18 protein-coding genes are annotated in these 16,759 nt (G+C 70.0%); 11 read left to right on the top strand and 7 right to left on the bottom strand.

What is annotated here, in order from left to right:
• The first annotated feature begins 12 nt into the window (after positions 1-12).
• The 5 genes from grpE (at position 13) to IEZ08_RS10785 (ending at position 5,632) form a co-directional block, all read left to right on the top strand.
• Positions 13-675 carry a nucleotide exchange factor GrpE gene (gene grpE, locus IEZ08_RS10805; protein WP_189242076.1) on the top strand — a complete coding sequence of 221 codons (663 nt, stop codon included), beginning with the start codon at positions 13-15 and terminating at the stop codon, positions 673-675.
• 25 nt (positions 676-700) lie between these two features.
• Positions 701-1,879 (top strand): molecular chaperone DnaJ, encoded by a 1,179-nt coding sequence (gene dnaJ, locus IEZ08_RS10800; protein WP_068920730.1) that lies wholly within the window; start codon positions 701-703, stop codon positions 1,877-1,879.
• A 2-nt stretch (positions 1,880-1,881) separates the two neighbouring features.
• Positions 1,882-2,229, top strand: a complete 348-nt coding sequence (locus tag IEZ08_RS10795; protein WP_068920729.1) for a heat shock protein transcriptional repressor HspR — start codon at positions 1,882-1,884, stop codon at positions 2,227-2,229.
• Between the two features lie 305 nt (positions 2,230-2,534).
• Entirely contained in the window at positions 2,535-5,117 is a 2,583-nt protein-coding gene (gene clpB, locus IEZ08_RS10790; RefSeq protein WP_189242075.1) for an ATP-dependent chaperone ClpB, read from the top strand.
• Positions 5,118-5,203: 86 nt separating this feature from the next.
• Positions 5,204-5,632, top strand: a complete 429-nt coding sequence (locus IEZ08_RS10785; protein WP_141703511.1) for a hypothetical protein — start codon at positions 5,204-5,206, stop codon at positions 5,630-5,632.
• Here IEZ08_RS10785 and IEZ08_RS10780 read toward each other — a convergent pair.
• Entirely contained in the window at positions 5,563-6,102 is a 540-nt protein-coding gene (locus IEZ08_RS10780; protein ID WP_084779489.1) for a tetratricopeptide repeat protein, read from the bottom strand. The genes IEZ08_RS10785 and IEZ08_RS10780 overlap by 70 nt on opposite strands.
• Before the next feature lie 205 nt (positions 6,103-6,307).
• Between IEZ08_RS10780 and IEZ08_RS10775 the strand changes: the two genes are divergently transcribed.
• Complete coding sequence (locus IEZ08_RS10775) at positions 6,308-6,853, top strand: hypothetical protein (RefSeq protein ID WP_068920727.1); 546 nt, start codon at positions 6,308-6,310, stop codon at positions 6,851-6,853.
• 117 nt (positions 6,854-6,970) lie between these two features.
• On the opposite strand, the gene IEZ08_RS10770 is transcribed toward IEZ08_RS10775, so the two are convergent.
• Positions 6,971-7,612 carry a TetR/AcrR family transcriptional regulator gene (locus tag IEZ08_RS10770; protein ID WP_084779486.1) on the bottom strand — a complete coding sequence of 214 codons (642 nt, stop codon included), beginning with the start codon at positions 7,610-7,612 and terminating at the stop codon, positions 6,971-6,973.
• Between the two features lie 169 nt (positions 7,613-7,781).
• Entirely contained in the window at positions 7,782-8,888 is a 1,107-nt protein-coding gene (locus tag IEZ08_RS10765; protein WP_068920725.1) for a CapA family protein, read from the bottom strand.
• A gap of 89 nt (positions 8,889-8,977) precedes the next feature.
• Between IEZ08_RS10765 and IEZ08_RS10760 the strand changes: the two genes are divergently transcribed.
• Positions 8,978-9,418, top strand: coding sequence for a Fur family transcriptional regulator (locus IEZ08_RS10760; RefSeq protein ID WP_068920724.1), 441 nt, complete (start codon positions 8,978-8,980; stop codon positions 9,416-9,418).
• Positions 9,419-9,559: 141 nt separating this feature from the next.
• On the opposite strand, the gene IEZ08_RS10755 is transcribed toward IEZ08_RS10760, so the two are convergent.
• Both IEZ08_RS10755 and IEZ08_RS10750 read right to left on the bottom strand, forming a co-directional pair.
• A complete protein-coding gene (locus IEZ08_RS10755) occupies positions 9,560-9,763 on the bottom strand; it encodes a DUF397 domain-containing protein (RefSeq protein ID WP_068920723.1) in 204 nt (67 codons plus the stop codon).
• 74 nt (positions 9,764-9,837) lie between these two features.
• The gene (locus IEZ08_RS10750) at positions 9,838-10,695 is read right to left on the bottom strand and encodes a helix-turn-helix domain-containing protein (RefSeq protein ID WP_068920722.1); all 858 of its coding nucleotides are present in this window, start codon (positions 10,693-10,695) and stop codon (positions 9,838-9,840) included.
• Between the two features lie 647 nt (positions 10,696-11,342).
• On the opposite strand from IEZ08_RS10750, the gene IEZ08_RS10745 reads away from it, so the two are divergent.
• The 4 genes from IEZ08_RS10745 (at position 11,343) to IEZ08_RS10730 (ending at position 15,583) form a co-directional block, all read left to right on the top strand.
• Positions 11,343-11,585 carry a hypothetical protein gene (locus IEZ08_RS10745; RefSeq protein WP_068920721.1) on the top strand — a complete coding sequence of 81 codons (243 nt, stop codon included), beginning with the start codon at positions 11,343-11,345 and terminating at the stop codon, positions 11,583-11,585.
• Between the two features lie 217 nt (positions 11,586-11,802).
• Positions 11,803-13,971 (top strand): molybdopterin-dependent oxidoreductase, encoded by a 2,169-nt coding sequence (locus IEZ08_RS10740; protein WP_189242074.1) that lies wholly within the window; start codon positions 11,803-11,805, stop codon positions 13,969-13,971.
• A gap of 50 nt (positions 13,972-14,021) precedes the next feature.
• On the top strand, positions 14,022-14,627 hold the full coding sequence (locus IEZ08_RS10735; protein ID WP_068920719.1) for an HD domain-containing protein: 606 nt from the start codon (positions 14,022-14,024) through the stop codon (positions 14,625-14,627).
• A gap of 86 nt (positions 14,628-14,713) precedes the next feature.
• Positions 14,714-15,583 (top strand): Rieske (2Fe-2S) protein, encoded by an 870-nt coding sequence (locus IEZ08_RS10730; RefSeq protein ID WP_229803034.1) that lies wholly within the window; start codon positions 14,714-14,716, stop codon positions 15,581-15,583.
• A 132-nt stretch (positions 15,584-15,715) separates the two neighbouring features.
• Here the strand turns inward: IEZ08_RS10730 and IEZ08_RS10725 are convergent, their stop codons facing one another.
• Positions 15,716-15,946 (bottom strand): DUF8836 family protein, encoded by a 231-nt coding sequence (locus IEZ08_RS10725; RefSeq protein ID WP_068920717.1) that lies wholly within the window; start codon positions 15,944-15,946, stop codon positions 15,716-15,718.
• Positions 15,947-15,975: 29 nt separating this feature from the next.
• The gene (locus IEZ08_RS10720; RefSeq protein ID WP_068920716.1) at positions 15,976-16,755 is read right to left on the bottom strand and encodes a sulfite exporter TauE/SafE family protein; all 780 of its coding nucleotides are present in this window, start codon (positions 16,753-16,755) and stop codon (positions 15,976-15,978) included.
• Positions 16,756-16,759: the final 4 nt, after the last annotated feature.

Here is a 16,759-nt window from a genome sequence, read left to right as displayed (position 1 = left end):
GGGAGCACGAGCGTGAACACGCGTGAGAACGGCTCCGGGGAGGAGCCGGTGATCCGCGACAACCGCAAGATCGACCCGGAGACGGGGAAGGCGCGGGAGACGGGGAACGGGGAGGCCGAGCAGGCTGAGCAGGCTGAGGCCGCCGACGCGGCCGAGCAGGCAGGCTCCTCGTCCGCCGCGGGCGCCGCGGCTGCGGACTCTGCGGATGCCGCGGGTTCCGACCTGGCCTCGGTCGAGCTGGCCGCCCAGCTCGCCGAGCGCACGGCGGACCTGCAGCGCCTCCAGGCGGAATACTCCAACTACCGCAAGCGGGTCGAGCGGGATCGAGCCGTGGTCAAGGAGATGGCGGTGGCCGGCGCGGTGGCCGAGCTGCTGCCGGTCCTCGACGACATCGGCCGGGCACGCGACCACGGGGAGCTCACCGGCGGCTTCGCCAAGGTGGGAGAGTCTTTCGAGGCGGCGCTCGCGAAGCTGGGTCTGACCTCCTTCGGCACCAAGGGCGAGCCCTTCGACCCGATGGTGCACGAGGCCCTGATGCACAGCTACTCGCCCGACGTCACCGAGCCGACGTGCGTGGAAATCCTGCAGTCTGGTTATCGGATCGGCGAGCGTGTGCTGCGTCCCGCCCGGGTCGCGGTCGCCGAGCCAGAAGAGTCCACCCCGGCCGACAACTGATCCACTACCTGGCAAAGGAAGATAGATGAGCACCAAGGACTACCTGGAGAAGGACTACTACGCCGTCCTTGGTGTGCCCAAGTCCGCCACCGCCGATGACATCAAGAAGGCGTACCGGAAGCTGGCCAGGCAGTACCACCCGGACGCCAACCAGGGCAGCACGGAGACCGAGGCCAAGTTCAAGGAGGTCTCCGAGGCCTACGACGTCCTGTCCGACGGCAAGCGCCGCAAGGAGTACGACGAGGCGCGGACGCTGTTCGGATCGGGACTCGGCGGTTACGCGGGAGCCCCCGGGGCCTCTCGCGGGGGATTCCCCTTCGACCTGGGCGACCTGTTCGGCGGCACCGGGCAGCAGGGCGCCGGAGACCGCATCGGCGACATCTTCGGCGGCCTGTTCAACCGGGGCGGCGGGGCGAGCCGTACCACCGGGACCACCAGGGCGCGGCGTGGCCAGGACGTCGAGTCCGAGGTCACGCTCTCCTTCACCGAGGCGGTCGAGGGCGCCACGGTCTCGCTCCGGCTCACCAGTTCCTCGGCGTGCACGGCGTGCGCCGGCACCGGCGCCAAGGCCGGGACCACCCCGCGGGTCTGCCCGACCTGCGAGGGCACCGGCGCGGCCAGCCGCAACCTGGGGAACTTCGCCTTCTCCGAGCCGTGCCGCGACTGCAAGGGCCGCGGCCTGCTCGTGGACGACCCGTGCCCGGTGTGCGAGGGGAGCGGGCGGGGCAAGAGCACCCGCACGATCCAGGCCCGCATCCCGGCCGGGGTCGGCGACGGCCAGCGCATCCGGCTCAAGGGCAAGGGCGCTCCCGGTGAGAACGGCGGCCCCGCGGGTGACCTGTACGTCCAGATCCACGTCAAGCCGCACGCGGTCTTCGGCCGCTCCGGCGAGAACCTGACGATCACCGTACCGGTCACCTTCACCGAGGCGGCGCTCGGCGCCGAGATCAAGGTACCGATTCTCAAGGGCATGCCGGTCACCCTGCGCATCCCCGAGGGCACCCCGAACGGCCGCACCTTCCGGGTGCGGGGCCGCGGCGTGCCCCGCAAGGACGGCACCAAGGGGGACCTGCTCGCCACGGTCGAGGTGCTGGTGCCACAGCGGCTCGACGACAAGGCACGCGGCGCCCTGGAGGACTTCCGGGACGCCACCGCGGGTGGTGACCCGCGGGCCGAGTTGATACAGCAGGCCAGGAGCGAGTAGCCATGGACGCCAACTACTTCGATCTGTCGGACGACACCCCCGTCTACGTGATCTCGGTGGCCGCCCAGCTCTCCGGGCTGCACCCGCAGACCCTGCGTCAGTACGACCGGCTCGGCCTGGTCAGTCCCGGGCGTACGGCGGGGCGGGGGCGGCTCTACTCCACCCGCGACATCGTGATGCTCCGCGAGGTCCAGAGGCTCTCCCAGGAGGAGGGCATCAACCTCGCGGGCATCAAGCGGATCCTGTCACTGGAGAACGAGACGATGCGCCTTCGCGAGGAGGTCCACCGGCTGCGCGCCGAGCTGACGACGATGCGGGCCCTGCTCCGCTACCAGCTGCCACCCGCCTGACCCGGTACGGCCTCCGCTGCCCGCCCGTCTCCATCCGCCCGACAACTGCATACGAATCCGGAGGCCGCGCGTTCCGCGAGGGGGCGCCGGTGAACTAACGGAGGAACGCGCGCAGCGAAGCGAGCACGTGACGACGGCAGGAGCCGGTTACCAGCCCCCGAGCCGCGACGCGCAGCGTCGCCATAGACACAGCGAGGGGGCGCCGGTGAACTAACGGAGGAACGCGCGCAGCGAAGCGAGCACGTGACGACGGCAGGAGCCGGTTACCAGCCCCCGAGCCGCCGAACGAAGTGAGGCAAATATATATGGACTACAAGCTCACGCAGAAGAGCCAGGAAGCGATCTCCTCCGCCATCCGGCGCGCCGCCGCCGAGGGCAATCCCGAGGTCGCCCCGGCTCACCTGCTGACCTCGCTGCTCGCCCAGGGCGGGGGCACCGCCGTACCTCTCCTGCAGGCCGTCGGCGCCGACTGGAAGCAGGTGCGCACCGAGGCGGAGACGCAGCTCGCCGCCCTTCCCAAGGCGCAGGGCTCCACGGTCAGCGCGCCGTCGAGCTCCCGGCAACTGCTCACCGCGATGAACACCGCGGCCCAGCGCGCCCGGCAGCTGCAGGACGAGTACGTCTCGACCGAGCACCTGATGGTCGGGCTCGCCGCCGACGGCGGCCCGGTCGCCCAGTTGCTGAAGTCGCACGGGGCCGGCCCCGAGGCGCTGCTGGAGGCTTTCGAGAAGATCCGGGGCAACGCGCGGGTGACCAGCGCGACCCCCGAGGACACCTACAAGGCGCTGGAGAAGTACGGCGTCGACCTGACCGAGCGGGCCCGTTCCGGCAAGCTCGACCCGGTGATCGGCCGTGACTCGGAGATCCGCCGGGTCATCCAGGTGCTCAGCCGCCGCACCAAGAACAACCCGGTGCTCATCGGCGAGCCCGGCGTGGGCAAGACCGCCGTCGTGGAGGGCCTGGCCCAGCGGATCGTCGCCGGTGACGTGCCCTCCAGCCTGAGGGACAAGCGCCTGGTCTCCCTCGACCTGAGCGCGATGGTCGCGGGCGCGAAGTTCCGCGGTGAGTTCGAGGAGCGGCTCAAGGCCGTGCTCACCGAGATCAAGGAGAGCGAGGGGCAGGTCGTCACCTTCATCGATGAGCTGCACACCATGGTCGGCGCGGGCGCGGCCGAGGGCGCGATGGACGCGGGCAACATGCTCAAGCCCATGCTGGCCCGGGGCGAGCTGCGGATGATCGGCGCCACCACCCTCGACGAGTACCGCGAGCGCATCGAGAAGGACCCCGCGCTGGAGCGCCGCTTCCAGCAGGTGTACGTGGGCGAGCCGAGCGTCGAGGACACCATCGCGATCCTGCGCGGTCTCAAGGGCCGCTACGAGGCGCACCACCAGGTGCAGATCTCCGACAGCGCGCTGGTCGCCGCCGCCGCGCTCTCCGACCGCTACATCACCTCCCGGTTCCTGCCGGACAAGGCGATCGACCTCGTCGACGAGGCCGCCTCCCGGCTCCGCATGGAGATCGACTCCCGTCCCGTGGAGATCGACCAGCTCCAGCGGAACGTCGACCGGATGAGGATGGAGGAGCTCGCCCTCGCCAAGGAGACCGACGAGGGCAGCATCCAGCGGCTGGAGCGGCTCCGCCAGGAGCTCGCCGACCGCCAGGAGGAGCTCAACGCCCTGGTCGCCCGCTGGGAGCGGGAGAAGGCCGGCCTCAACCGGGTCGGCGACCTGAAGAAGCAGCTCGACGAGGCCCGCGTCGCCGCCGAGCGCGCCCAGCGTGACGGCGACTTCGAGGCCGCCTCCCGGTTGATGTACGGCGAGGTGCCCAAGCTGGAGGCCGAGCTGGCCGCGGCCAGCGCCGCCGCCGAGCCCGAGGAGGCCATGGTCAAGGAGGAGGTCGGCGCCGACGACATCGCCGAGGTGATCTCCGCCTGGACCGGCATCCCGGCCGGCCGTCTGCTGGAGGGTGAGACCGCCAAGCTGCTGCGCATGGAGGAGGAGCTCGGGCAGCGTCTGATCGGCCAGCACGAGGCCGTCCAGGCCGTCTCCGACGCGATCCGGCGGGCCCGCGCGGGCATCTCCGACCCCGACCGGCCGACCGGCAGCTTCCTGTTCCTCGGCCCCACCGGCGTCGGCAAGACCGAGCTGGCCAAAGCGCTGGCGGACTTCCTGTTCGACGACGAGCGGGCGATGGTCCGCATCGACATGAGCGAGTACTCCGAGAAGCACAGCGTCGCCCGCCTGGTGGGCGCCCCGCCCGGCTACGTCGGCTACGAGGAGGGCGGCCAGCTCACCGAGGCCGTGCGGCGCAGGCCGTACACCGTGGTGCTGCTCGACGAGGTGGAGAAGGCCCACCCCGAGGTCTTCGACATCCTGCTCCAGGTCCTGGACGACGGGCGGCTCACCGACGGGCAGGGCCGTACCGTCGACTTCCGCAACACGCTTCTGATCCTCACCTCCAACCTGGGCTCCCAGTTCCTCGTGGACCCGAAGCTGGACAAGGACGCCCAGCGCGACGCGGTGATGGAGGCGGTGCGGGGCCGGTTCAAGCCGGAGTTCCTGAACCGGCTCGACGACGTGATCCTGTTCGACGCGCTCGGCACCGAGGAGCTCTCCAAGATCGTGGATCTCCAGGTGGCGCACCTGGCCAAGCGGCTGGCCGACCGGCGGCTCGCCCTCACCGTGTGCCCGGCGGCGCGCGAGTGGCTGGCGCTGACCGGATACGACCCGCTGTACGGCGCCCGCCCGCTGCGCCGGCTGGTGCAGTCGGCGATCGGCGACCCGCTGGCCAAGAAGGTGCTCTCCGGCGAGATCAAGGACGGTGACGAGGTCGTGGTGGACCTCGACGACGCGAGGGACGCCCTCTCCATCGCTCCGGCAAGGAGTTGACCAGGGGCGGGTAAAAGCCGCTCCCGGCGGATGCCCCGCTGTTACCTTCAGCTGTCGTCTGACCGCTGGAAGCGACGGGGGGAGCGGTGAACGCATCGCGGAACGTGCGGGGGGTGCTCGCGGCCGCGGCGCTGGTGGCCGGGGTGAGCTGGCTGACGGCCGCTCCCGCCGCCGGCGCCGCCGACGGACAGCGTGTCCCCCGCGGTAACGGCCTGGTGGTGCCGGCCGTGGAACGGCTCGCGCGAACCGCCGGTCTGCCCGGCCTCTCCCGCGCCTCCGCCCTCATCAGCGTCGCGGACGCGGGCGGTGTCGCGGCGGGCCTCGGCTTTCCCGCCCTGCCCTTCGGTGTTCCCGGCCATCCCGGCCTGAGGTGGGTGGAGATGCTCTCCCCCATTCCGGATCTTCCCGGTCTGCCGGGCGCGCCCGCCGTCCGTGCCTGCCTCCGTCAGTGCGACACGTCGAGCAGCGCGTCCAGCTCGTCCTCCGGAAGGCCGAGGTCCACCCGGATCAGATAGCGGACCCGCAGGAGAGCGGAGTGCTCGTCGCTGCCCGGGACCGCCGCCCGGGCGCCGTCGGTGGCCCAGGCATGGGCCTCCCGTGGTTCCCCGTAGGCGGCGAGGGTCTCGGCCACGGCGAGGGAGGTGGCCGGGGAGACGTCGCCGTCGGCCTTGATCGCCTTGATCACCTCGTGGGCCTCACCCGGCTGCTCCAGTTCGAACAGCGTGTCGGCGATACCGGTCCGGGGATCGACGCCGATCTCCGTCCCGTCGTCCACCGCCCGCTGGAAGCAGTCGAGGGCACGGGCGGGCTGCCCGGCCTGCCGCCACGCCTCGGCGGCGAGCACGAGGATCGCCGCCCGCGGTATGTCTCCTGACACATATGCCTCGACCAGCGCCTCCAGTCGCCGGGCAAGCTCTTCGTGGTCGTCGGCCAAGAGGGCTCGCTCAAGAAGTCGATCGAGGTGCTCACGTGTCACATACGCCACACCGCGAGAGTACCGAGCGTGGCTCTGCTCCGTCCGCCCAATAACGGGTATCGGTTAAGTAATCGCATGTGCACACTTGACTACGCTCAGCGTGTTCTCCGAGGAAGCCGGGCATGTGAAGGGCACGTCCGCAGGCGAGAAACGGCAGCACGATTTCGCCGGGACGTCACGAGGAGGTCGTGGGGAGCCGGGGGAAGGAGCTGCGGTGGGCGTATCCAGGCAGGCGAGCTTCACCCTGGCGTGCGCGACTCTGCTGGCCGTGGTCGTTCCCGGATGCGCCGGATACCTCTCCGCGAGGATGGAGGCCGTCGAGAAGGCCTACCGCAACCTCGCCTCCCTGGAGGACCGGATGCGGGAGCCGGCCCTCGACGGGCAGACGCGGCGGATCGTCGCGCCCTTCCCGGTGCCGTGCGGGCTCCCCGCCCGCCCGCGGTCGGCCCCGGAGAAACCGGGCGGCTCAGAGAAGCCGGAGGAGCCGAAGGAGCCGGCTGAGTCGTCCGTCTCCGCCTCCGGACCGGGCACGGTCCGGGAGAGGACGGACCGGGTGGTGGATCGCGACCGCAGGCACAAGGGGCGCGAGGAACCCGGGGAGGTCATCTCACCGCTCAGGGAGACCGTGCAGGGCACGATCATCGAGAGGTGGTACCGGCCGGAGGGCCCGGAGCCGGCCGAGCGGCCCGGCGGACCGGTCCCCCGGCCTCTGGCGGAGAACCCCGCGGTCTCGCCGCCCGCCGGGAACCCCCTGGGCTGACCCGGGACGCCCACGGGAAACCTCGCACCGGCCTGGGACGACGCCCACCGGAAACCCCCTGAGCCGACCAGGGACGCCCGCCGGAACCCCGGGCAGGGCCCGGGACGCCCCGGCGGGTCACACCTTGGCGAACTGCCGGTTCAGGTAGCCCCGGATCAGCCGTTTGGCCTCCTCGACGATCTGCGGAGCACCCTCCGGATCGTGCCGGAAGGCCAGCTTCAGCACCGCGTCCCCGGCCTCGACCGCGACCATGATGGCCAGGTCGAGCTCCTCGCTGTCGGCCAGGCCGTACTCCTGGAGCAGCAGGCCGCGCAGCCGTCCGGCGATCACCGTGTTGTTCTCGGAGACCGCGTCGAGCAGGTTGAGATCGACCACGTCGCCGAAGTGCAGGGACCGGAATCCGGGCACGGTCCGGTGCATCTCCACGTACTCGTCGATGATCGCGTCGACCGCCTCCCACCAGCCGCCGTAGTCCTCCGAGAGGAAACGCATGCCGATCCGGGAGATGAAACGCTCCACGTGACGCCGGGTCACGGCCTGGGCGATGGCGCGTTTGTCCGGGAAGAACTGGTAGACCGAACCGATCGCGACACCCGCGCGCTCGGCGATCCGCGTGGTGGTCAGCGCCTCGTAACCGATCTCGTCCAGCAGGTCGGCGCAGGCGTCGAGCATCCTCTCGACACGCCGTGCGCTCCGCCGCTGGGTGGGCTGACGCCGCAGTGGAGCCTCACCGGACTCCTCAACAGGCAGGGTGGACACCCCACCATCTTGCCTGCCCGTTCCCTCCGGGTCAGGCCCTCTGAGCCAATCAGATGATTTGCCCGGCTATCAGGCGATCGAGGGAAACCACCGATTCGCACCGCCGAACGACCACCACTACGCATACCGCCGACCGGCTGATACTGCGCGCGTCACCGGCCGATCCCCGTCAGTCGGTCAGCGGACGCGGCTTCGCGGCCAGCCCCGTGCACCCGCGCAGCGCCTTCCAGCCCGTGACGGCCTGCTGACGGGCGGTCCCGGTGAGCGGAACCGGCACACCGCCCTGGATGGTGGCCGGGGTCCACTGGTCCTTGAGCACCTGGCGACCGTTGATCGTCAGAGTGAGCACGCCGGTCCTGCCGGTCTCCGGCCCCCAGTTGTAGAAGACGAAGTTGCCCAGGCCGTAGTTGACGTAGGCGTTCTTCAGGTAACCGCCGCCGAGCAGGATGTGCGCGTGCCCGCCCACGATCACGTCGGCCCCGGCCGCGACCAGCTTGGGAGCCAGGCCCCGCTGCGCCTCGTTCGGGCACTTCTGCAGCTCGGTGCCCCAGTGCAGGTGCACGATGACGGTGTCGGAGGTGCGCCGTGCCCTGCGCACCTCCTGGATGAGCCGCGCCTCGTTCTTGGCGGAGGCCAGCCCGCCCTTGTCGCCCGAGGCCGTCCAGGAGGAGATGAACTCGGCGTCGAGCACCTGGGTCGCACCGATGATCGCCACCCGGTTGCCGTTGACGGTCGTCCGCCACGGCCTGTACGCCTCGGCCTCGTTCTTGCCGACGCCCACCATCGGGAACTTCGCGCGCTTGATCGCGGCCAGCGAGTCGGCCAGCCCGCTCTCCATGTAGTCCATGCCGTGGTTGTTGGCCATGGACGCCACGTCCACCCCGGCCGCCTTCAGCGCGGTGAGCGCGCTGGCGGGAGCCCGGAAGGTGTACTGCTTGCCGGGAGCGGGGGTACCTCCGGTGGTGATGGCGGTCTCCAGGTTCACCATGGCGAGGTCGGCCTTGCGCAGCACCGAGGCGATCGGCCCCATCGCGGTGCGCGCGTTCGAGTTGAGGCGGGTCCTGAGGACCCCCTCGAAGTGCACGTCACCACCGAAGGAGATGGTGTACGGCCTGCGCTCGGGGGTGGGGGTGGGCTCGGCCGGGGTGGTCGGCTTCTCCGCGACGTCCGGCGCCGCCCCCGGACTGGCGGACTCGGCTGCCGAACAGGCGGCGGCGAGCAGAACGGAGGCGGTGGCGGCGAAGGCCACCCCGAGACGGCGGGTATACGTGTTCATCGCTATCGAGCATGCCATCTCGTGTGCGGTGTAGGGGACAACTCGCCCGTCGGGAAATCCGTCCATCTAGGCTGGAGGAGATCTAAAAGTTGAAGAATTCACGTTCGCGGCCCGAGCCGAAGGCGGCCGAAGACGGCGACCTGCTCCGCCGGGCCGGACTGCGGGTGACCGCGGCCCGGCTGGCGATCCTGCAGACCGTCCGGGAAGGCGACCACCTCGACGTGGAGACCATCCACCAGGGCGTACTGCAACGGGTCGGCCAGGTCTCCCTGCAGGCCGTCTACGACTCCCTGAACGCGTTGCACGGCAAGGGGCTGCTCCGCCGGATCGAACCGGCGGGCAGTCCCGCCCGCTACGAGACCCGGGTGGGAGACAACCATCACCATCTCGTCTGCCGCCGGTGCGGCCGGGTCACGGACGTCGACTGCGCCGTGGGGCACGCGCCCTGCCTCGACCCGGCCTCCGACGCCGGATACCTCGTCGACGAGGCGGACGTCACCTACTGGGGCGTCTGCCCCGCCTGCCGCTGACAGCCCCGTGAGGCGAGGGCGGCAGGAGACCCGGTGGCCTCACGGCGGCTCCCACGCTGGCGGCGCAGCGGGGAGCCGCTCTGCTCCCCTTGTCACGGGGTCTCCTGCTCCAGGGTTTCCGTTGCTACAGGATTTCCGTTGCTACAGGTCGAACTCGCCGTCCTTCACTCCGGCGATGAACGCCTCCCACTCGGCCGGGGTGAAAACCAGGGCCGCGGCTTCAGGGGCCTTGCTGTCCCGGACGCCGATCTGCCCACCGGAGAGCCGGGAGACCTCCACACAGTTCCCCAGCGAGCTCCGGCTGCTCTTTCTCCATACGGCACCCGAAAAATCGGAATCAATCATGTTGCGTTCTCTCTTTGCGGCGGAAGCATCTTCGGTTCCCTCCGGGACGACCACCCCATGGTGCGGGAAGGATGCTATCTCCAACGTTCTGCTATAACGCTTTCGATGAGCTCCCTGGACGCGTCGACGCCGAACGCCTCAGCCTGAAGCTGGCTGAAGGCGATCTCATAGTCATAGACCAGTTTCTCGTTCTCCACGAAACGCGATTCGTGGAGCGCCTCCAGATAGACCATGTCATGGAACTCTGGAAACGAGAGATGCAGGAAAGAACCAGTATTGATCGGACTCAGACCGCTCAACGGCAACACCTGCACCCGAATGTTCGGCATTCTGGACCACTCGATCAGGCGTTCAAGCTGTTCGCGCATCACGGTCGCGCCGCCGAAGCGGCGCAGCAGCACCGACTCGTCCAGAACCACCCAGAGCCTGAGCGGGTCCACGCCTCTGAGGAGATCCTGTCGAGCCATGCGCGCCTTGACCAGATCACGGAGCTCACCCGGCGGAATCCGCATAACGGCCTGCATGGCACGGGTGACCTCGCGGGCGTAGTCTTCGGTCTGGAGCAGACCCGGCACAACCTGGGGTTCCCAGTTCAGCGCCGATGTCGCCTCCGCCTCCAGCCCCAGCAAGGTGATGAGTTCTGGGGACAGGGACTCAGAGTAGTCCTCCCACCATCCTCTCCGGGTCGCGTCCCGGTGAAGATCAAGTAACTCCTGCCGCCGGGTCTCCTCCACCTCGTACAGCTCGGCGAGAGCCTCGACGTCGCTCCGGCGCGGCATCGTCTTGGCATTCTCGATCCGGCTCACCTTGGACGCCGACCATTTCAATCGCGTCGCGACGTCTTCACCGCTGAGGGCGCGGCGTTCACGCAGCCGGCGCAACTCCTGACCGAGCCTGAGCCGGCGAACGGTCGGACTGCCGCGTTCGAGCACTGTCCTCCCCCCTCACCGATGCGAAGCCGTACCGCTGTGAAGCCGTACCACCGCAGGGTTGCCCGAGAGCCTCCTCGGAGGATCTCGGGCTCATCGTACACTGCAAGTTGCACGGAATGCTGCGGCCATTTCTTCTGCGGTTCTCAGACTTCCCGCACCCTGGACTTCACGGAGCAGCCGGTTGTCTAGAGAGCCTCCGCGCAGGTTACGGACTCGCATGAAGATTTTTCACGAATTCCGGGACCATTCGCCCCACGTATTCTTCGTCCCTCTCACGTCGCTCCCGTCACTGGATCCGCGGCCCGTCGGCATGTTCCGATGCAAGTTGCACGAAGGATTGCACTCCAACTTCCCCGATATTTCCGTAGAAGGTATTGCGGCATTTGACATACGGGAGGACTATCTGCTTAGGGGCCCTGCCAGGCGAGATCGTCAGATCGTCTCAGGCTCGCCGACGACCACGGGAGGCAGACGGGGGAGCAGAAGGAAGCAGCGCACGACGGCTCACAGTCGCACACATCCGATCTCACAAACGATCGCACGAAGTGATCGCGAAAGCCCTGAACGGGCGAAGGACGCACCGGGCCGGCGGCCACCAGCCCGGTTGCCGAAAGAGCTCCGCATCGACGCCACGAAAGGAGCCTCCCATGCATTTTCACGGTACCAACGGGATCTCCAGGGTCAAAATCTGGGTCCTTCACCAGATCGACCGGGCCGACCAAGAACTCTGCATGGACCAGGACGAATGGGCCTACCGGCTCGGTTGGACCGTTAAAAAGACCGGATTCGGGGGCCGGCACTACCGTAATCCCCTGTTCGACCTGCAGAAGGCCGAACGCATATACGCGGAGGTCTACGCGGAGAGCGTGAGCGGGAATGTCGCCGCGTAACCGCCGCAACGTCCTCCACCGGCCGCTGGACGGCCGGGGCGAGACCGGTTGGACCACCCCTCGGAAGCGGTCGCGCGAGACCGGAGGGGAACCGCGGAGGCGCCGCCTCCCCCGGCCGGCGTGACCGCCCGGGGAAGCCCCGGAGACCTGCTCCGGGGCTTCCTTTCGTCCCCGGTAGCGGGAATGATGAGTTCATTCGCCGAACTCAGGAGTGCCCATGAGAACCGCGCACCGGACCTGTCCCCTCTGTGAGGCCGTGTGCGGCCTGCGGCTCACACTCGACGACACCGGGCACGTCGTCTCGGTCAAGGGTGACCCCGACGACCCCTTCTCCAGGGGTTTCATCTGCCCCAAGGGGGCCAGCCTCGGCGCCCTCGACGAGGACCCCGACCGGTTGCGCGCCCCGATGGTCCGCGACGGCGACGGCCGGTGGCGCGAGGTCACCTGGGAGGAGGCCTTCCGCGCCGTCGAACGCGGCCTGTCCGGCGTGGTCGAGGCCCACGGCCGCCAGGCCCTGGCGATCTACCTCGGCAACCCGAACGCGCACACCATGGCCGGGGCCCTGTACAACCCTCCGCTGATCAAGGCCCTCGGCACCCGGAACATCTTCTCCGCCAGCACCGCCGACCAGATGCCCAAACACGTCTCCTGTGGCCTGATGTTCGGCGACCCGCTCGCCATCCCGGTGCCCGACCTGGACCGTACGGACTACCTGCTGATGCTCGGCGCCAACCCGCTGGAGTCCAACGGCTCGCTCTGCACCGCCCCCGACTTCCCCGGCCGGCTGAAGGCCCTGCGCCGGCGCGGCGGCCGGTTCGTGGTCGTCGACCCGCGCCGCACGCGCACCGCCGCCCTCGCCGACGAACACGTTTTCGTCCGGCCCGGCACCGACGCCTACCTGCTGTTCGGCATCGTCCACACCCTCTTCGCCGAGAACCTCACCTCGGTCGGCGTCGCGGTCGAGGGCCTGGAGCGGATCCGCGAGCTGGCCGAGGAGTTCTCCCCCAAGGCCGTGGCCGAGATCTGCGGGGTGCCCGCCGACGTCATCACGCGGCTGGCGCGCGAGCTGGCCGACGCCCCCACGGCCGCCGTCTACGCCCGCATCGGCACCTGCACCGCCGAGTTCGGCACCGTCGCCCAGTGGCTGGTGGACGTGATCAACGTTCTGACCGGCAACCTCGACCGCCCCGGCGGGGTCATGTTCGCCAAGACCGCCGTCGAGATCGGCCGCAGGAGCAGGCCGTACCGCACAGGACGCTGGCACAGCCGGGTGCGCGGCCTGCCGGAGGCCAACGGCGAGCTGCCGGTGGCCACCCTCGCCGACGAGATCGAGACGCCTGGCGAGGGCCAGGTCAGGGCGCTGGTCACGGTGGCGGGCAACCCGGTGTTGTCGGCGCCGAACGGCACCCGGCTGGACCGGGCCTTCGCCGGTCTGGAGTTCATGGTCTCCGTCGACCCCTACCTCAACGAGACGACCCGGCACGCGCACGTCATCCTCCCGCCGCCCCCGGTGCTGCGCTCGCCGCACTACGACCTGTCCCTGCTGTTCGTGGCCGTGCGCAACTACGCCCGGTTCTCCCCGCCGGTGCTGCCGCCGGAGCCGGGACGCCCCTCGGAGGCGGAGATCCTGGCCAGGTTGGCGATGATCGCCTCCGGGCAGGGCGCGGACGCCGACCCCGCCCTGCTGGACGAGCTGATCCTCGACCAGATGTTGCGCAGGGCGGTCGAGACGCCGGGCTCGCCCGTCGAGGGTCAGGACGTCGCCGAACTGCGCGCCGCGCTGGACGGGGAGAGCGGGGCGGAGCTGCGGCTGGACGCCATGCTCAAGCTGGGCCCCTACGGGCTGTCGCTGGCCGCGCTCCGGGAGCACCCGCACGGGCTCGACCTCGGCCCGCTGGAGCCCCGCCTGCCGGAGATGGTGTGCACCGCCTCGGGACGGGTGGAGCTGGCCCCGCCGCAGCTGGCCGAGGATGTCGTACGGCTCCGCGAGCGGCTGGCCGTACCGCCCGCGGAGATCGTGCTGATCGGGCGGCGGCACCTGCGGTCCAACAACAGCTGGCTGCACAACGTGGGGCCGCTGGTCGGCGGGAGCAACCGGTGCACGCTGCAGATCAACCCGCAGGATGTGGCCCGGCTCGGGCTCGACGGTCACGCCGTGGTGCGCAGCGCGGCCGGAGAGCTGACCGTGCCGCTGGAGCCCACCGAGTCGATCATGCCCGGGGTGGTGAGCCTGCCCCACGGCTGGGGACACGCCGGGACCGTCCAGCGGGTCGCCGCGGAGCACGCCGGGGTCAGCGTGAACGCGCTGACGGACGAGTCCAGGATCGACGTCCCCTCCGGGAACGCCGTGTTCAACGGGGTTCCGGTCACGCTCACGCCTGCCTGAAAGCACGGCCGATCGGGAAACATGTCGCGGCTCGGACTAGGCTTGCGCAGGTGACCACCCCTCCAGAACAGGACCGTCTGCACGCTCAGCTCGCCTTCGCGATGGAAATCGACAAGCTCAGACGGATCGTCCGCCGCAACACCCTGTTGGACGGGTCCCGCCGGGAGAACGACGCCGAGCACTCGTGGTACGTGGCCATGTTGGCGATGGTGCTGGCCGAGCACGCGCCGCCGGGGATCGACCTGGACAGAGTCGTCGCGATGCTGCTCGTCCACGACATCGTCGAGATCGACGCGGGAGACACGTTCATCTACGACACCCCGGCCGTCGAGGCCCAGCTGGGCATCGAGCGCAAGGCCGCCGACCGCATCTTCGGCCTGCTCCCCCGGGACCAGGCCGAACGGTTGCGCGCGCTCTGGGACGAGTTCGAGGAGCGCGTGACCCCCGAGGCCCGTTTCGCCAAGGCCCTCGACCGGATCGCGCCGATTCTGGCCAACCACCACAACGAGGGCGGCACCTGGTCGCTCTACAAGGTGACGGCCGAGCAGGTGCTGGAGAAGGTAAAGATCATCGAGGAGGGGTCACCGACGCTCGGCGCCTACGCCACCGAGATCGTTGAACTCTCCATCAGCCGGGGACATCTGGAGCGTGCATAACGCGGTTCCCGGGTAGGTCCCTATAACCTGAGAGGGGGGCGATGGTGGAGGAAACAGTGAAAACGGGGCGCCGGAGCCTCAGACGGATGGTGCCCCCGATTGATCTCCCCGGCCGGATTGAGAGATCTTCGAGAGCCGACCAGCCGATCCGCGGACTGGCCAAGGCGGTACGCCAGCGGATCGGCCCCGGCCGGTTGCGCGACGTGCTGCACGGGGTGCCCTTCGGCAAACCCCTCCATCCTCCGCTCGCCACATTCAGTCTGGGCTGCCTGCTGGGCACGGCGGTGCTCGACCTGGTGAAGGCCGACCCCCGCGCGACGCGGGCGCTGCTCACCGCCGGGCTCGGCAGCGTGCTCCCCACGGCGGCGGCCGGGATCACCGACTGGTCCTCCCTCCACCGGGAGCAGCAGCGGGTCGGGTTCGTGCACGCGATCGCCAACCTGACCGCGGTCGGCCTCTACGGCGGGTCGCTGGCGATGCGGCTGGCCGGCCGCGAGCGGACCGGGCGGATGCTGGCGTTCGCGGGCCTGGGGGCGGCGAGCCTGGGCGGCTACCTGGGCGGCCACCTGGCCTACCGGCAGGCCGCCGGCGCCAACCACGCCGAGTCGGTCACCCACCTGGTCCCGCTCGGCTGGCATGACCTGTGCGCGCTGAAGGACCTGCCGGACGGCCGCCCGGTCGCCCGGCGGCTGGGCTACATCGACCTGTTCGTGCTGCGGGCGGGTGAGGCGGTGACGGTGCTCGCCGACCGCTGCGCGCATCTGGCGGGGCCGCTGCACCAGGGACGGCTGGTCTCCGAGGACGGGGACACCTGCGTGGTGTGCCCGTGGCACGGGAGCACCTTCCGCCTGGCGGACGGGTCCGTCGCCCACGGTCCCGCGACCGCGCCGCAGCCGTCCTTCGAGACCCGCATCCGCCGCGACGGCATCATCCAGGTCCGCCCGGCCCAGGCCTGATCTCAGTTCAGGCCTGCCCGATCCAGGCCGGACCGGGCCCAGGCAAGGTCGGGCCGGGTCCAGGCCAGGCCAGGCCGGTACGGCGGCGCCGTACCGGACGGCACGGCCGTACCGGGTCACGTGGACGGACCGTCAGTCGTCGGAGGCACCGTCGGCGGGATGCTCCACCAGGGCGAGAATCCGGCTGGACATGAACCGGGCGGTACGCACCGGCGTACCGCTCCGGGTGACCTCGCTCACCTCGACCACGCCGCCACGCTGGTTGGCGACCTCCACCCGGCGGCCCGCCTTGGTCGCGGCGACCTCGTACGTGCGCGAGGTATCTCCCGCATCGATAACGATCTCTACCCTGTCGCCTTTCATGCCGGTTTTATACCCATAAGGTGCAGGTTTTATCCGTACACCAGTTTGATAATCGCGGCGATTCCGACACAGACGATGAACCCGCGCAGCACCGGAGCGGGCAACTTCCGGCCCACCTTCGCGCCCAGGAACCCGCCGATCGTCGCGCCCGCCGCCACCAGCAGCACCGCCGTCCAGTCCACCGCGGCCTCGGCGAACAGGTCCAGTGCGTCGGCGAGGATGAACAGCACCGCCGCGGCGGCGTTGACCACCAGCGCGAGCACGTTCTTGGCGGCGTTCACCCGCTGCAGGTCGTCGTCGAGGAAGATGCCGAGCAGCCCGATGAGCAGCACGCCCTGGGCCGCGCCGAAGTAACCGCCGTAGATCCCGCCCGCGAAGACGCCGAGCCAGAGCCAGGGACCGCCGTGCGGGTGCTGGTGCTCGCGCCAGGCGCTCACCCACGCACTGAGTCTCGGCTGGAGGACGACCAGCACGCACGCCAGGCCGATCAGGATCGACACGACCACGGTGAAGGTGCGCTCGGGCAGGGAGAGCAGGAGCACACCGCCGATGAGGGAGCCGAGCAGCGACCCGAGGCCCAGCCGGATCAGCCGGTCACGCTGCCCCTTCAGCTCGGCGCGGTAGCCCAGCGCCCCGGTCAGGGAGCCGGGCACCAGCCCGATGTTGTTGGAGACGTTGGCCACGATCGGCGGCAGCCCCACCGCCACCATCGTGGGGAACGTGATCAGCGATCCCGAGCCGACGACGGCGTTGATGCCCCCGGCCCCGATGCCGGCCGCGAACACCGCGACCGCCTCCCACGGCGTCATCACG

The sequence above is a fragment of the Planobispora rosea genome, from assembly GCF_014648175.1.
GTDB lineage: Bacteria > Actinomycetota > Actinomycetes > Streptosporangiales > Streptosporangiaceae > Planobispora > Planobispora rosea.
This window is presented reverse-complemented; position numbering and strand designations above follow the sequence as displayed.

What these genes read in the sequence shown, in the direction of transcription:
- IEZ08_RS10725 (WP_068920717.1), bottom strand. Translation starts at nt 15,946, where the DNA reads ATGAAAGGCGACAGGGTAGAGATCGTTATCGATGCGGGAGATACCTCG.
- IEZ08_RS10740 (WP_189242074.1), top strand. Translation starts at nt 11,803, where the DNA reads ATGAGAACCGCGCACCGGACCTGTCCCCTCTGTGAGGCCGTGTGCGGC.
- IEZ08_RS10745 (WP_068920721.1), top strand. Translation starts at nt 11,343, where the DNA reads ATGCATTTTCACGGTACCAACGGGATCTCCAGGGTCAAAATCTGGGTC.
- IEZ08_RS10765 (WP_068920725.1), bottom strand. Translation starts at nt 8,888, where the DNA reads ATGAACACGTATACCCGCCGTCTCGGGGTGGCCTTCGCCGCCACCGCC.
- IEZ08_RS10755 (WP_068920723.1), bottom strand. Translation starts at nt 9,763, where the DNA reads ATGATTGATTCCGATTTTTCGGGTGCCGTATGGAGAAAGAGCAGCCGG.
- IEZ08_RS10720 (WP_068920716.1), bottom strand. Translation starts at nt 16,755, where the DNA reads ATGACGCCGTGGGAGGCGGTCGCGGTGTTCGCGGCCGGCATCGGGGCC.
- dnaJ (WP_068920730.1), top strand. Translation starts at nt 701, where the DNA reads ATGAGCACCAAGGACTACCTGGAGAAGGACTACTACGCCGTCCTTGGT.
- IEZ08_RS10730 (WP_229803034.1), top strand. Translation starts at nt 14,714, where the DNA reads ATGGTGCCCCCGATTGATCTCCCCGGCCGGATTGAGAGATCTTCGAGA.
- IEZ08_RS10795 (WP_068920729.1), top strand. Translation starts at nt 1,882, where the DNA reads ATGGACGCCAACTACTTCGATCTGTCGGACGACACCCCCGTCTACGTG.
- clpB (WP_189242075.1), top strand. Translation starts at nt 2,535, where the DNA reads ATGGACTACAAGCTCACGCAGAAGAGCCAGGAAGCGATCTCCTCCGCC.